Below are 15066 nucleotides of genomic sequence, written 5' to 3' on the forward strand. Positions count from 1 at the left end.
AGTTATGTGAAGTGAGCGTGAAGCGTAAACGAGGCCTGTGCGCCGCCTTGTGGTCGGTTGCACAATGTCACCGTCCCCTCGTGCAGTCGCGCAACCTCACTGACAAACGCCAGCCCTAAACCGCTGCTCTTATGCCCATTTTCACGGGGCAGCGAATAGAAACGCTCAAAAATACGCGGCAACGCGAAGTCGGGGATTCCGCTGCCGCTGTCGATTATCTGCAACGTGACCAGTTCATCCTGCTGATGCGCGCTCAGCGTAATCGTCCCGTCCTGTGGCGTGAAGTCGATAGCGTTGTCGAGCAAATTCCCCAATGCCTGCTCCAGTAACGCAGGATCGGCGGCGACGCTAAGCGATGAAGGCATAATGGTAAGCGTGATGTTTTTTGCCGCCAGTTGCACGCTACGCGCCTCTTTGAGCTGAGCAAACAGCGCATCTACCGCCACTGGCGTCAACGTAATGTCCTGTCGATTCTCCAGCCGCGCCTGGCGTAACAGGGTTTCGACCAGCGCCTGCATGCGCGCATTTTGCGTCAGGATATTATCGGTAAAGCGCGCAACCACGTTCGGCGGCGGACCTTCGCGCAAAATCTCAGCCGCGCCGCGAATGGCCGCCAGCGGACTTTTCAGTTCATGCGTTAACGCATAAACATACTGCTCAATGTAGTTTTTGCCCTCCAGCTTCAGTCGCATACTTTCCAGCGCCTGCGCCAGTTTACGTAGCTCGCTGCTACCTAAATCAGGCAGTGGGACGGGGCGATTCTCGGTAACGGAGTCGGCATAGCGCGCCAGCCGGGCGATGGAGCGGTTTATCCACCATACCATCCCGATGCCAATCACTAAGGCAATGCCCAGCAATACGGCGCTGGCCCACAGCATCCGCCGTTCACTGCGTTTAATCACCGGCGCCATCGCCGCATTCGGTTTACCGACGCTAAGCACTCCGATAATACGTCCGCCGTCTACGATCGGCGCGGCCACGTACATCACTGAACTTTCCGGATCGTTCGGGTTTTGCGGCGTACTGCGGGCGCCATATTGCCCACGCAGGGTTAACCACACGTCGTTCCAGCGAGAATAGTCCTGACCGACAGCCTGGTTTGCGGAATCAAACAACACTTTACCCTGCGCGTCCGTCATGTAGACATGGTATTCATTACGGACTTTGTTAATGCCGCTGATATTGGCGCTGAATGGGCGGTTATGCAGTTGCGAAAATGCCTGCGCCAGCTTGCCGTTGGCGGGAGAGTCAGAGAGCAAGTCATCGCGCGCCAGCGCAGCCAGCAGCGTGGCGGTATCAATCAAAGTGCCTTCGGTTGCCCGGCGGACGCCTGGTTTAATTTCCTGTACAAAGATCGACAAAACGAACCAGGCGGCGACGGCAACAATCAGAAAATAGCCGAGCAACAAACGCATGCCAATGCGCATCAGACGCTCCTCAGGCTATATCCCATACCGCGATGCGTATTGATGGGGGAAAGCTCAGGGTTGATAGCCCGCAGCTTGGCGCGCAGCGTTTTAATGTGGGTATCGACCGTTCTGTCAAAGGTGTCCTGTGCATCGGCCCAGACTAAATCCATCAACTGCTGGCGTGAGTAAATGCGCCCCGGCGACAACAGCAGCGTTTTCAGCAACAGAAATTCATAGCGCGTCAGGTTTAACGGCTTGCCGAACCAGGTAATCTGCGCGGCCTGCTCATTAAGTTCAAAATCGCCGCAACGCGTCGTCGATGAAGGAGCAGAGAATTTCTGCACCCGCCGCAGCAGCGTACGCACGCGGGCGCACACCTCGCGCGGTGAGAAAGGCTTGGCAACATAGTCATCCGCGCCAATTTCCAGCCCCAGCAGGCGATCCACCTCATCGCTACGCGCGGTCAGAAACAGGATCGGCAACGCTGGATGCCGCTCCAACAGGCGTCGACACAGTTCAAAACCGCTGATATCTGGTAGTCCGACATCCAGAATGATTGCATCAGGACAACGCTGGCGAGATTTCTCCAGCGCAGGTAACCCGCGCTCAAACGCTTCCACGCTAAAACCTTCCTGCTGCAGCATGTAGATGAGCGTATCGGCAATGCCCTGCTCATCCTCAACCAACCAGATCAACGGTTGTTGCATTTTGCTTCCTTGTTATTCCCGCCACGGCATGATGGGCACCGCGCTGATGGCATTTTTGGGCGATCCATCGACCACTTTATCTGAATAGGCCAGATAGGCCAGGGCATTACGTTTCGCGTCGTAAAAACGCACGACCTGTAAGGATTTAAACACCAGCGAGGTACGTTTTTTAAATACCACTTCGCCCTGCGCTTTGCCGTTCTTGATTCTGTCGCTCAGTTCTACCGGCCCCACCTGCTGACAGGAAATGGCGGCATCGGAGGTATCTTCCGCCAGCCCCAACCCACCTTTGATGCCGCCGGTCTTCGCCCGGCTCACGTAGCAGGTCACGTTGGTAACATCTGGATCGTCAAACGCTTCGACCACAATTTTATGATCCGGCCCAAACATTTTGAACACCGTATCGACAGATCCAATCTGCTCCGCATGGGCGACCTGCGCTAACATCAGCAGAATTGAGGAAATGATTAAGCTCTTATATTTCATATTGTTACCATTTTTAAAAGTTACTCTGTGTAATTATTCGACATTCTAAGATAAAATGTATACAGATCACAGGATTACAATAATCACGCTTTCGAATGATCGAAAAAAGCATTTATGAGCAAAAAAAACACTGAATGCTAAAACAGCAAAAAATGCTATTATCCTCATACCTGACGTCAGGTACTCGTTGTTGAAAGGATGAGGATATTTTATGGATCAGGCTGGCATTATTCGCGACCTATTAATCTGGCTGGAAGGTCATCTGGATCAGCCTTTGTCGCTTGACAATGTGGCGGCAAAAGCAGGCTATTCCAAGTGGCACCTGCAGAGAATGTTTAAGGACGTGACGGGCCATGCTATTGGCGCCTATATCCGCGCCCGTCGTTTATCGAAATCCGCAGTGGCGCTGCGCCTGACTGCACGCCCAATTCTGGATATTGCGCTGCAATATCGCTTTGACTCTCAACAAACCTTTACCCGCGCGTTCAAGAAACAATTTTCCCAAACGCCTGCGCTGTATCGCCGTTCACCGGAATGGAGCGCGTTTGGTATTCGCCCGCCTATGCGACTGGGTGAATTTGCCATGCCTGCGCACGAGTTTGTCACGCTGGAAGATACGCAACTGCTTGGCACCACGCAAAGCTATTCCTGCTCGCTGGAGCAGATTTCAGATTTCCGTCATGAAATGCGAATTCAGTTCTGGCGCGACTTCCTTAGCCAGGCTCCTGCGATCCCACCGGTGCTGTACGGGCTGAACGAAACGCGTCCGAGCATTGAAAAAGATGACGAGCAGGAAGTGTTTTACACCACAGCACTGACGCCGGAACAGGCCAATGGTTATGTGCCGTCGGCACAGCCTATCCTGCTACAAGGCGGCGAGTATGTGATGTTTACCTATGAAGGGCTGGGGACCGGTGTACAGGAGTTTATCCTGACGGTTTACGGCACATGCATGCCAATGCTGAACCTGACGCGCCGTAAAGGGCAGGATATCGAGCGATACTACCCGGCAGAAGATGCCAAAGCGGGAGATCGCCCGATCAACCTGCGCTGCGAATTCCTGATTCCGATTCGCCGCTAGCGCTGCAGTTCGTCTAACGCAGGGGCGTCCAGATGTGAGATGTCCCCTGCCGTTTCAACTACCCATCCCGGCGCAAGCCACAAACTTTCCTGGTAATCGACGCGAGAAATAGAACAGTTGCGCAGACGCAGGCGACGTTCAGCCCATGCCGGTAATCCCAGAATCGTACTCACCAGGCAACCCAGTGCAATACCGTGACTGACCAGCAGCGGACGACTCCCCGGCGGCAACTCCAGACAGGATGCCAGCGCCGCGTGGACGCGATCGCTCAGTTCCTGCATCGATTCCCCTTCAGGAATACGCCCCTCCACCGTACCGTTCACCAACTGGCGACGCCAGCCCTCTTCTTCCGACGTCAGCGTATCGATATGGCGTTGCTCCAGCACGCCCATATTCAGCTCGCGCAAACGTGAGTCATAGGTGATATCACAGCCACAGGCCTGGGCGATGATTTCTGCGGTGCGTCGTGTACGACCTAAATCGCTACTGATGACATGCGTAATACCAAACGTGCGGGCGCGTTCGCCCACCTGCATGGCTTGCTGTTCACCTTTAGCGGTCAGTGGGCTGTCTGACTGGCCTTGAATACGTCGCTCGGCGTTCCACTGCGTTTCGCCATGGCGAACAAGGTATACCTGTAACATGCTTTTTTTCCGTTATACTGCGATGCGATGAATTTTCAAACTGAGCTTAATTATGCACAAGGTTATCTCTGCGACCACCAATCCTGCCAAAATTCAGGCAATTCTGCGGGCATTTGAAGAGATTTTCGGGGAAGGATCCTGCCATATTGAACCCGTCGCCGTCGAGAGTGGCGTGCCGGAACAACCTTTCGGAAACCAGGAAACGCGCACTGGCGCACGAAATCGCGTTGATAATGCGCGCCGTCTGCACCCGCAGGCTGATTTCTGGGTCGCTATTGAAGCGGGAATTGACGACGATGCGACCTTCAGTTGGGTGGTGATTGATAATGGCGTCCAGCGCGGCGAAGCCCGTTCAGCCACGCTGCCATTGCCAGCTGTCATTCTCGACAGAGTCCGTCAGGGCGAAGCGCTCGGTCCGGTGATGTCGGACTACACGGGTATTGATGAGATTGGCCGTAAAGAGGGCGCTATCGGCGTCTTTACCGCGGGCAAGCTGACGCGCTCAAGCGTATACCACCAGGCGGTGATTCTGGCGCTCAGCCCGTTTCATAACGCAGTGTATTTATAGCGTTGTGCCGGATGGCGGCTTCGCCTTATCCGGCCACAACCGCGCCACATAATTAGGCCTGAAAGCGAAGTGCCATCAGGCATTTTTTAGCAGCACCTGCTCCAGCCAATGACGCAGATCCACCGGTGCAGATTTAAGGCTGTTCGACCCCCGTGTAATGGTGGCGATCCCCGCCCCGAGCTCGTTTTTAAGCTCGCGCTGACTCATCTCGCCGCGCAGCAGCTCTTCAATGATACGCACGCGCGTGCCCAGCGCTTCGCGCTCATCCGGCGTTAACATCAAATTGAGCAGGGGCAGGTGTAAGTCTTGTTCATAGGCGTGTTTAAGCAGATCGACAAAACGTAACCACTCCTGGTGACGCTGTTCTGCCATCTCTGCCGAATAGGGTGATTGCTGAGTCATAAGTTATCGCCATCGTTGCGGGGGGAAGCGTGCTTGCCTCCCCCTTTTGTACTCTTTAACGAGTACGATAGCATAACACAACCGACACGATCAGTAACGACGTTGCCATTCTGCGTCGCTCATCAACTCCGGTTTGTCACCGAGGAAATAGCGATAGTACGCATCATAAGCCAGCACGTTCTTCACGTAGCCACGCGTCTCAGAGAATGGAATGCTTTCGACAAACGCGACAGCATCGATACGACCCGCGCTATTGCCAAGCCAGGTGCGAACGCGCCCCGGTCCAGCGTTATAGGCCGCCGACGCAAAAATGCGGTTATTGCCGAATTGCTGATAGACATACTGTAAATAGCTGGTACCAATGTTGATGTTGGTATCAGGATCCAGTAGTTGGCTCGGGCTGCTGTAACCTGGAATCGAGAACATTTTCACCGTATGCGTCGCCGTACCCGGCATAATCTGCATCAGCCCGCTGGCACCAACCGGCGATTTTACTTTCGGGTTCCAGGCGCTTTCCTGACGCGCTATCGCCATCGCATAGCTTGGCGGAATATCCTTGCCGCTGGTGTAGCGTGTAAACAGATCCTTGTAGGCCAGTGGGAAACGCTCTTCCAGATGATCCCACAGCTTACCGGCGATCGTCGCTTGTACGCTCAGATCCCACCAGTGATTGTTGAACGCGTAACGCGCCAGCTGAGCCTGCTCAGACTTCGTGCGACTGGTGACCAGATTCGCCCATTCACTGCGCGCGGTATTGTCCAGGTTCCAGTACATTAGCTCGCGCACACGTGCCATTTCCGGTCCCTGAGTCAGCGCAGAGTCAACGTTTGCCGGGGCTTTATCCACTTTCAGCTCGTACTCTTCACCCAGACGCTGTGCCGCCACCATCGGATAGAAACCGCGCTGCTGCATGAGTTGGTGCAGGATCTCTTTGGCTTCCGCCTCGCGTCCGCGCTCAAGCAGCAGATCCGCCTGCCAGTAACGCCATTCATCTTTCTCTTTTGCTTCCATTGGCAGACGCGCCAGCCAGGTATTCAGACCACGACGATCGCCGGTTCCCAGCGCCATGCGCACACGTCGCTCCACAAGCGAGGTGGAATTCGAGCGCATAATGGCGTCATCGCGCCATTTGGCCTGCTCATCGGTAACGTCATTGCCCATCAGACGCCAGGCGACGATGTCGCGCAGCTCCTGGGTTTGCTCGTCATTCAGCTGTTGCGCCTGCGCCAGAGACGGGATCATCAGGCGGGCGTTTTCCGCATCCTGACGCGCCACGCTGGAAAAAGCCACCGCCGCCATCTGTCGGGTGAAATCCGTCGCGCCAGTGGTGCGTGCAAAGATCATCACCGAATTCGGATCGTTGGCCAGCGCGATGATCGCCGAAGCGATAGTTTGGTATTGCGCGGGCATCTGTCCAGCCAACGCCGTGACCAGACCGGTATTCCCGGCTTTCATCGCCAGACGAATACGCTCCAGATACGCCAGCGGATCCTGAGTTCCTGAGGCGCGCCATACGCCGAATAATTTGTCACAGGCGTTCGGCTGGCTTTTCCCGCTCAACCACAGTTCTTTCGCGCCCTGCCAGGCCTCTTCGGTTTGCCCGGTGCTCCATTTCGCAAAGTAATAGTTGCATTGCGCTTCCGTGGTACCCGGTTTTTCTGGGCTGAACGCCAGTAGTCCACGCCAGTCCTCCCGTCGCGCCAGTTCATTCACGAAACGTGATTGCAGAGTACGCGCGGGGGGCAGCGTCGGGTTGGCGCGCACAAAATTGGTAACGGTAATGGTGGGCTGATTCATCAGATCGTCAGTAATCTGACGATATTCCAGATAAGGATACAGAGGATAATTCTTCAGGCCGGGCATCATCTGCTCTACGACATCCATCTGTCGGTTATCCCAGGCCTGTTTAATTTGCGCATAGCGACTGCGCTGCTCATCCAGGGAATCGGCTCGCGCCACTTGACTGACCGTCAGCAGACATACGCTGGCCGCCAGCAGGCGCCAGGTAAATTGATTGGCTTTGTCCACAAGCTCTTCCTCTTCTCATGTTACGTCTGTGCAGCATCATGCCGCTTAATTAGTTCATGCTAACCAGACATTGCAGAATGCGCCACGTCACGGACACTTTTTTACTTTTGTTGCGAGTGAGATCTGCTGGCTGGGATTGGGCAATGAAAAAGGCTACACTTCGCCTTTGATAACTATTTACCAATAATTAGCCCTAAATAATTCAAGTTGCAGCAAGGCGGCGAGGGAGTAAATCCCCTGAGCGTACAAAGTGCGTGACTGGGGGGAACGACAAATCTGTCAGGAACAGATTTGAACGCTGCGGAGCAGCGGCCCGCAAGGGCGAGGCTCATGGATGAGCCGAGTAACTCACAGCCAACGCATCTATAGCTTGAAGTATGACGGGATAAATAAAGAGGCGAGTCCAACGTGGCCCAATTTGTTTATACCATGCATCGTGTCGGCAAAGTCGTTCCGCCGAAACGTCATATTCTTAAAAACATCTCACTGAGCTTCTTCCCTGGCGCCAAAATCGGTGTTCTTGGTCTGAACGGCGCGGGTAAATCGACCCTGCTGCGCATCATGGCCGGCATTGATACCGATATCGAAGGTGAAGCTCGCCCACAACCTGGCATTAAAATCGGTTACCTGCCGCAGGAACCGAAACTGAACCCGGAACATACCGTTCGTGAATCCGTGGAAGAAGCGGTTGCCGAAGTGGTTAACGCGCTGAAAGGTCTGGATGAAGTGTACGCAAAGTACGCCGAGCCGGACGCCGACTTCGATAAACTCGCTGCGCAACAGGGCAAGTTTGAAGAGATCATTCAGGCGCACGACGGCCATAACCTGAACGTGCAGCTTGAGCGTGCCGCTGACGCCCTGCGTCTGCCGGACTGGGACGCTAAAATTGAGAACCTCTCCGGTGGTGAACGCCGCCGCGTCGCGCTGTGCCGCCTGCTGCTGGAAAAACCAGACATGCTGCTGCTCGACGAACCGACTAACCACCTGGACGCCGAATCCGTTGCGTGGCTGGAACGCTTCCTGCACGACTTCGAAGGTACCGTGGTGGCGATTACCCACGACCGTTACTTCCTCGACAACGTTGCGGGCTGGATTCTGGAGCTTGACCGCGGCGAAGGTATTCCATGGGAAGGCAACTACTCCTCCTGGCTGGAGCAGAAAGATCAGCGTCTGGCGCAGGAAGCGTCTCAGGAAGCGGCTCGCCGTAAATCCATTGAGAAAGAGCTGGAGTGGGTGCGTCAGGGCGCTAAAGGCCGTCAGTCTAAGGGTAAAGCCCGTCTGGCACGCTTTGAAGAGCTGAACAACACCGAATACCAGAAGCGTAACGAAACCAACGAACTGTTTATCCCACCAGGAGCACGTCTGGGTGATAAAGTCGTTGAAGTCACCAATCTGCGTAAATCCTACGGCGATCGCGTTCTGATTGACGACCTGAGCTTCTCCGTACCGAAAGGCGCCATCGTCGGCATCATCGGTCCGAACGGCGCGGGTAAATCTACCCTGTTCCGTATGATGTCCGGTCAGGAACAGCCAGACAGCGGCACCATCACGCTGGGTGAAACCGTCAAGCTAGCTTCCGTTGACCAGTTCCGTGACGCCATGGACAACAGCAAAACCGTGTGGGAAGAAGTTTCCGGCGGGCTGGATATCATGAAGATCGGCAACACCGAGATGCCAAGCCGCGCCTACGTAGGCCGCTTCAACTTTAAAGGTGTTGATCAGGGTAAACGCGTAGGCGAACTCTCCGGCGGTGAGCGCGGTCGTCTGCACCTGGCGAAGCTGCTGCAGGTTGGCGGCAACATGCTGCTGCTTGATGAACCAACCAACGACCTGGATATCGAAACCCTGCGCGCGCTGGAAAACGCCCTGCTGGAGTTCCCGGGCTGCGCGATGGTCATCTCGCACGACCGTTGGTTCCTCGACCGTATCGCGACCCACATCCTGGATTACCAGGATGAAGGTAAGGTTGAGTTCTTCGAAGGTAACTTTACCGAATACGAAGAGTACAAGAAACGCACGCTGGGCGCAGATGCGCTGGAGCCGAAGCGTATTAAGTACAAGCGTATTTCGAAGTAATTACCGTTAAGCGCCGGATGGCGGCGTTACGCCTCATCCGGCCTACGAGGTTAGTGCGACTTGTAGGCCGGATAAGCGCAACGCCATCCGGCATTTACGCTATCTCTGCTCGCCCATCAACTCTTTCACCAACTCCACGCAGCGCAGAAATCGACCGTCATAGTCGGGTTCCTGAACGTGCACAAAATTGATATTGTTTTCCTGCAGCATCTCGACCAGCAGCGACTGAAACGCTTTTCTGTCAACCGAACTGCCGAGACTGCGTAAGCCATCCGCCACCCATGGAGTGTTGTTCTCCAGCAGGATCACCAGGTCAAAGCGATACTCGTCAATCAGGGCCTGCACAAACGGGTGTTCACGCCCTTCATACTTTTTGCAGAAGGCCTGAGTGGTAACGAAATCGGTGTCGATAAACGCCACTTTATTGGCATACTTGACAGCAAAATCAATGTATTGGGCTTGTCCCAGGGCGATTTTATCGTAGTCGGAATACTGCAACGCCATCTCATCACCGCCCAAATGGGAGAAGACGTAATCACGCCCATATTCCCACGCACTGGTAGTGTTAAAGATATTGGCGAGCTTGTTCACCAGCGTCGATTTTCCGCTCGACTCTCCGCCGAGGATCGCCACGGTGCGCACGAAAAACGGCTTCACTTCTGTAGGAATATACTCCCAGTAGCGAAACGGGTTCTCACGGATTTGCCCGCCGCTGATGTTCATAAACGTTCGTTTGGGATCCACCAGCACGGTTTCGATCCCCAGATGTTCCAGATACTGCGGGGCATCTGACTCTTCAGAGGTGTAAATCCAGTTAGGTTGGATCCCTTTCTCCTGCATAAACGTTTTGATCCCGTTGCTCCACACATCCCAACCGTGTGGATACGGCTCCATACCCTCTTCGTTGAAGGCATGAATACGGATATTTTTCTGATACTTAAAGGTTTGCAGCAGCCAGCGTAGACGATCGGGCACCGTGGGCTGTTGCGACATAGCGCTGTCTTCAAACAGGCTGCGATCGCGCGTGTCGTCATATCCCATGATGATATGCAGTTCATCGACCTGACTACACGCGCGCTGGATAAGATAGATATGGCCGGTATGCAGCGGATAAAACTTACCGAATACCACACCGATATTCTTCTGCTGGCGCGGAAACTCCAGCCCGAGAAACCGGTGCAACGCCTCCAGCTTTTGCGCGCTGGGACTTTTAATTTTGGCATTCAGCAGTTGACTTAAATATCCCTTGGTCATGCCACTGGCATCTGCCACCTGTTGCAGGGTACAGCCCTTTTGCTTAATGGCAGTTTTCAGATAATCAAATGACACAAGAGCCTCCTGCTGTAAAAATAAACGTAATACCCAATACCGCCGGAAAGACGGCGGGTATTTTATTATAGGTCGTCAAACACGCTTAAAGCATCCGTAAGCTTCTTAACGCCAAAGACCTGCATCCCTTCCGGCACTTTTTTTGGCACGTTGGCGGCAGGAACAATCGCCCGACGAAAGCCGTGCTTCGCCGCTTCGGAAATACGCTCCTGGCCGCTGGGTACCGGACGGATTTCGCCCGCCAGTCCCACTTCGCCAAAGACCACTAAGTCCTGCGGCAGCGGTCGGTCGCGCAGGCTGGAAACCATTGCCAGTAGCAGTGCCAGATCGGCGCTGGTTTCGGTAACCTTCACGCCACCGACCACGTTGACGAACACGTCCTGATCCGCCATCTGCAAGCCGCCGTGACGATGCAGCACGGCCAGCAGAATCGCCAGACGGTTCTGCTCCAGGCCGACCGCCACACGACGCGGATTCGCCATCATCGAATGGTCGACCAGCGCCTGAATCTCCACCAGCAACGGGCGTGTGCCTTCCCAGACCACCATCACTGAACTGCCGGAGGTGACTTCATCGCCACGGCTTAAGAAGATAGCGGAAGGGTTGCTAACTTCACGCAGCCCCTGTTCGGTCATGGCAAAGACGCCCAGTTCATTCACCGCGCCAAAGCGGTTTTTATGGCTACGCAGAGTACGAAAACGAGAATCGGCGTCGCCGTCGAGCAGCACCGAGCAGTCAATACAGTGCTCCAGCACCTTTGGACCGGCCAGCGAGCCGTCTTTGGTGACGTGGCCGACCATGACAATCGCCACGCCGCGCGTTTTGGCAAAGCGGGTCAGGTAAGCCGCGGTTTCACGTACCTGTGCCACGCTGCCCGGCGAAGACTGAATGTCCGCCATGTGCATCACCTGAATGGAGTCGATAACCATCAGCCTCGGCTGTTCTTCTTCGGCAATCAGGCAAATTTGTTCGATACTGGTTTCCGACAGCATGTTCAGATTCGCCGTCGGCAGACCGAGTCGATGCGCGCGCATCGCCACCTGTTGCAAAGACTCTTCGCCGGTGACGTACAGGGTTTTCATCTGCTCAGCGAGCTTGCACAGCGTTTGCAGCAGCAGCGTTGATTTCCCTGCGCCGGGGTTACCGCCAATCAGGATGGCGCTGCCGGGCACCACACCGCCGCCCAGCACGCGGTCAAACTCTTTAAATCCGGTGGAAAAACGCGGCAACTCTTCAAGGCTGATATCAGACAGCTTCTGCACTTTTGCGATGCCCGCATTCCCGGCATAGCCGCTGAGCCGCTCGTTACGCGCCACCGTTGGTGACGCGGCAAGGCGTACCTCGGTAATGGTGTTCCAGGCCTGACAGGCGCTGCATTGCCCTTGCCAGCGCGGGTAATCGGCCCCGCATTCGTTACAAACAAAGGCGCGTTTTGGAGCTTTGGCCACGTTTTACCTCTTTCGTTAGCGCGTTTACCGGACAGCGTGGGCGCTTATCCGGCCTACGGTCACTTTGCCATCAGGCAATTAAATCATTTCTGGTTCATGCTACCAGAGAGAATGCAGAACACGCCCATCAGGTCAGCGTGACGGATCGTAATCTCCGTCTTTTCATTCACTTTGGGTTTGGCATGATACGCTATACCCAGTCCAGCCGTTTTGATCATCGGCAGATCGTTGGCGCCATCGCCGATCGCCACCGTCTGCGCCATCGGGATCTCATACTCCTGCGCCAGGCGGGTCAGAGTGTTGGCTTTGTACTGCGCATCGACGATATCGCCGATCACGTTGCCGGTGAATTTACCGTCCATGATCTCCAGCTCGTTTGCCACAGCCGCCGTCAGACGTAGTTTGTTACGCAGATAATCGGCAAAGAAGGTAAAACCGCCGGAGGCAATTGCCACTTTCCAGCCGAGCGTTTCCAGTTTTAACACCAGTTGAGTCAGGCCAGGCATCAGTGGTAGCGTTTCGCGCACCTGGTGCAAAATATTGGCATCAGCGCCCTTCAACGTCGCCACGCGGCTGCGCAAGCTGGCGGTAAAGTCCAGCTCGCCGCGCATCGCGCGTTCGGTGACTTCCGCAACCATTTCGCCGGTTCCCGCCAGTTTGGCAATTTCATCGATACACTCGATCTGGATAGCCGTTGAATCCATGTCCATCACCAGCAAACCCGGCGTGCGCAAATGCGGAATTTTACCCAGTGGCGCAACATCCAGTTTGGCATCATGCGCCAGTTTTGCCGCACGCGGCGTTAACGAGCCCGCCAGACGAATCACCTGATAATCCTCAACGCACCACGCCGCCACGATCACCATCGCCGCACCCAGTTTGCTCTGGTATTGCGTTAACCGTTTTTTATCCAGCCCACGACCGTACAGCAGCCAGCCACTGCGGCCCGCGTGGTAATCCAGCGGCATGACTTCATCACCGCTTAAAGAGAGAGGCAGACCTGGCCACAGAGAAACATCTTCAGGTAGATCGCACCAGGTAATGTTAGGCATTAAAGCTCCTGTAAAATCGTTCGGGTCGGAATCATCAGGGGAAAATAACGCATGAGGCTACCCTGTAACCAGCGCTTCTGGCAACATTAAGTCTCAAATTTTCAGCAGGTGGAATATGGCTCGCACAAAACTGAAATTCCGACTTCATCGTGCAGTGATTGTATTGTCCTGCCTTGCGCTGCTCGTTGCTCTGATGCAGGGCGCGTCCTGGTTTAGTCAAAGCCACCAACAGCAGCGTAATCCGCAGCTCGAAGAGCTGGCGCGCACGCTGGCTCGCCAGGTCTCCTTGAACGTCGCCCCGCTGATGCGTACCGAAACGCCGGATGAAAAGCGCATTAAAGCGGTACTCTCGCAGCTCACGGAAAGTAGCCGTATTCTGGATGCGGGGGTCTACGATGAACAGGGAGACCTGATTACACGCACCGGTGAGAGCGTCAATGTTCGTGACCGACTGGCGTTGGACGGTAAAAAAGCCGGGGGCTATTTTAACCAGCAGATTGTCGAGCCCATTCAGGGAAGAAATGGTCCACTGGGCTATCTACGCCTGACGCTGGATACCCACACGCTCGCCACCGAAGCCAAGCAGGTGGATAACACCACCAACATCTTACGCCTAATGCTGCTTCTGTCACTGGCAATTGGCGTGGTGCTCACCCGTACCTTATTGCAAGGCAAGCGCACCCGCTGGCAGCAATCCCCTTTCCTGCTGACCGCCAACAAACCGGTACAGGAAGAAGACAACGAGAAGAAAGAGTAATAACAGAAAGGAAATCGACCATGACGACACTACGCCTGCTTATCTCAGACTCTTACGATCCGTGGTTTAACCTCGCGGTCGAAGAGTGCATTTTTCGCCAGATGCCCGCCACGCAGCGCGTCCTGTTCTTGTGGCGTAACGCCGATACGGTGGTGATTGGCCGGGCGCAAAACCCGTGGAAAGAGTGTAATACCCGCCGTATGGAAGAAGACAACGTGCGGCTCGCCCGTCGCAGCAGCGGCGGCGGCGCGGTGTTCCATGACTTAGGCAATACCTGCTTTACCTTTATGGCCGGTAAACCGGAATACGACAAAACCATCTCTACCGCTATTGTCCTCCATGCCCTGAACGCGCTGGGCGTAGACGCCGACGCCTCCGGACGTAACGATCTGGTCGTGAAAACGCCAGACGGCGATCGCAAAGTTTCCGGCTCTGCTTATCGGGAAACGAAAGACCGCGGATTCCACCACGGCACGCTGTTGTTGAACGCCGATCTCAGCCGCCTGGCAAACTATCTCAATCCGGATAAAAAGAAACTCGCCGCCAAAGGCATCACCTCGGTTCGCTCACGCGTAGCGAATCTAACGGAGCTGTTGCCGGGCATCACCCATCAACAGGTCTGTCAGGCCATCACGGAAGCCTTTTTTGCCCACTACGGCGAACGTGTCGAAGCGGAAATTATCTCGCCGGACAAAACCCCGGATCTGCCGAACTTTGCCGAAACCTTTGCCCGTCAGAGCAGTTGGGAGTGGAATTTTGGTCAGGCGCCTGCGTTCTCGCACCTTCTGGACGAGCGTTTCACCTGGGGCGGCGTTGAGCTGCATTTCGACGTGGAAAAAGGTCATATCACCCGTACGCAGGTCTTTACCGACAGCCTCAATCCCGCGCCGTTAGAAGCGCTGGCGGGTCGTCTGCAGGGGTGTTTGTACCGTGCGGATATGCTGCAACAGGAGTGCGAAGCGCTGCTGGTTGATTTCCCAGGGCAGGAGAAAGAGTTACGCGAGCTGTCAGCGTGGATTGCCAGTGCAGTGAGCTAAACGCTGGCCTGAAAATGCCGGATGGCGGTCCGGCATACATCG

14 protein-coding genes are annotated in these 15066 nt (G+C 55.1%); 5 read left to right on the forward strand and 9 right to left on the reverse strand.

Annotated elements, in window-relative coordinates:
- Positions 1-2: 2 nt before the first annotated feature.
- From creC to creA, 3 genes are read right to left on the reverse strand one after another with little or no spacing between them, the layout of a single operon-like run.
- On the reverse strand, positions 3-1427 hold the full coding sequence (gene creC, locus OGV75_RS05985; protein WP_019078322.1) for a two-component system sensor histidine kinase CreC: 1425 nt from the start codon (positions 1425-1427) through the stop codon (positions 3-5).
- The gene (gene creB / locus OGV75_RS05990; RefSeq protein ID WP_080859397.1) at positions 1427-2116 is read right to left on the reverse strand and encodes a two-component system response regulator CreB; all 690 of its coding nucleotides are present in this window, start codon (positions 2114-2116) and stop codon (positions 1427-1429) included. Before creB ends, creC begins: the two co-directional genes overlap by 1 nt.
- Before the next feature lie 12 nt (positions 2117-2128).
- Positions 2129-2602 (reverse strand): protein CreA, encoded by a 474-nt coding sequence (creA, locus tag OGV75_RS05995; protein ID WP_016151621.1) that lies wholly within the window; start codon positions 2600-2602, stop codon positions 2129-2131.
- A gap of 211 nt (positions 2603-2813) precedes the next feature.
- On the opposite strand from creA, the gene robA reads away from it, so the two are divergent.
- Positions 2814-3683, forward strand: a complete 870-nt coding sequence (gene robA / locus OGV75_RS06000) for an MDR efflux pump AcrAB transcriptional activator RobA (protein ID WP_003837295.1) — start codon at positions 2814-2816, stop codon at positions 3681-3683.
- Here robA and gpmB read toward each other — a convergent pair.
- Positions 3680-4327 carry a 2,3-diphosphoglycerate-dependent phosphoglycerate mutase GpmB gene (gene gpmB, locus OGV75_RS06005; protein ID WP_016151619.1) on the reverse strand — a complete coding sequence of 216 codons (648 nt, stop codon included), beginning with the start codon at positions 4325-4327 and terminating at the stop codon, positions 3680-3682. The genes robA and gpmB overlap by 4 nt on opposite strands.
- Positions 4328-4379: 52 nt before the next feature.
- Between gpmB and yjjX the strand changes: the two genes are divergently transcribed.
- Positions 4380-4895: an inosine/xanthosine triphosphatase gene (yjjX, locus tag OGV75_RS06010; RefSeq protein WP_016151618.1), complete on the forward strand. Its 516-nt coding sequence runs from the start codon at positions 4380-4382 to the stop codon at positions 4893-4895.
- A 75-nt stretch (positions 4896-4970) separates the two neighbouring features.
- Here yjjX and trpR read toward each other — a convergent pair whose 3' ends face one another.
- On the reverse strand, positions 4971-5297 hold the full coding sequence (gene trpR / locus OGV75_RS06015) for a trp operon repressor (RefSeq protein ID WP_019078321.1): 327 nt from the start codon (positions 5295-5297) through the stop codon (positions 4971-4973).
- 90 nt (positions 5298-5387) lie between these two features.
- Positions 5388-7325: a murein transglycosylase gene (gene sltY, locus OGV75_RS06020; protein WP_286480434.1), complete on the reverse strand. Its 1938-nt coding sequence runs from the start codon at positions 7323-7325 to the stop codon at positions 5388-5390.
- A 408-nt stretch (positions 7326-7733) separates the two neighbouring features.
- Here sltY and ettA point away from each other — a divergent pair, with 408 nt between their 5' ends.
- Positions 7734-9401, forward strand: a complete 1668-nt coding sequence (ettA, locus tag OGV75_RS06025; RefSeq protein ID WP_003019019.1) for an energy-dependent translational throttle protein EttA — start codon at positions 7734-7736, stop codon at positions 9399-9401.
- A 99-nt stretch (positions 9402-9500) separates the two neighbouring features.
- Here ettA and nadR read toward each other — a convergent pair whose 3' ends face one another.
- The 3 genes from nadR to serB all read right to left on the reverse strand — a co-directional run bounded on the left by nadR (position 9501) and on the right by serB (position 13230).
- Complete coding sequence (gene nadR, locus OGV75_RS06030; RefSeq protein ID WP_016151614.1) at positions 9501-10730, reverse strand: multifunctional transcriptional regulator/nicotinamide-nucleotide adenylyltransferase/ribosylnicotinamide kinase NadR; 1230 nt, start codon at positions 10728-10730, stop codon at positions 9501-9503.
- 65 nt (positions 10731-10795) lie between these two features.
- Positions 10796-12178 (reverse strand): DNA repair protein RadA, encoded by a 1383-nt coding sequence (gene radA / locus OGV75_RS06035; protein ID WP_016151613.1) that lies wholly within the window; start codon positions 12176-12178, stop codon positions 10796-10798.
- 83 nt (positions 12179-12261) lie between these two features.
- Positions 12262-13230, reverse strand: coding sequence for a phosphoserine phosphatase (serB, locus tag OGV75_RS06040; protein ID WP_131347584.1), 969 nt, complete (start codon positions 13228-13230; stop codon positions 12262-12264).
- A 115-nt stretch (positions 13231-13345) separates the two neighbouring features.
- Here serB and OGV75_RS06045 point away from each other — a divergent pair, with 115 nt between their 5' ends.
- Both OGV75_RS06045 and lplA read left to right on the forward strand, forming a co-directional pair.
- The gene (locus OGV75_RS06045) at positions 13346-13987 is read left to right on the forward strand and encodes a YtjB family periplasmic protein (protein WP_016151612.1); all 642 of its coding nucleotides are present in this window, start codon (positions 13346-13348) and stop codon (positions 13985-13987) included.
- 20 nt (positions 13988-14007) lie between these two features.
- Positions 14008-15024, forward strand: a complete 1017-nt coding sequence (gene lplA, locus OGV75_RS06050) for a lipoate--protein ligase (protein WP_016155635.1) — start codon at positions 14008-14010, stop codon at positions 15022-15024.
- The last annotated feature ends 42 nt before the right edge of the window (positions 15025-15066 follow it).

It is taken from the genome of Citrobacter sp. Cb028, assembly GCF_030336705.1.
Taxonomy (GTDB): domain Bacteria; phylum Pseudomonadota; class Gammaproteobacteria; order Enterobacterales; family Enterobacteriaceae; genus Citrobacter; species Citrobacter braakii.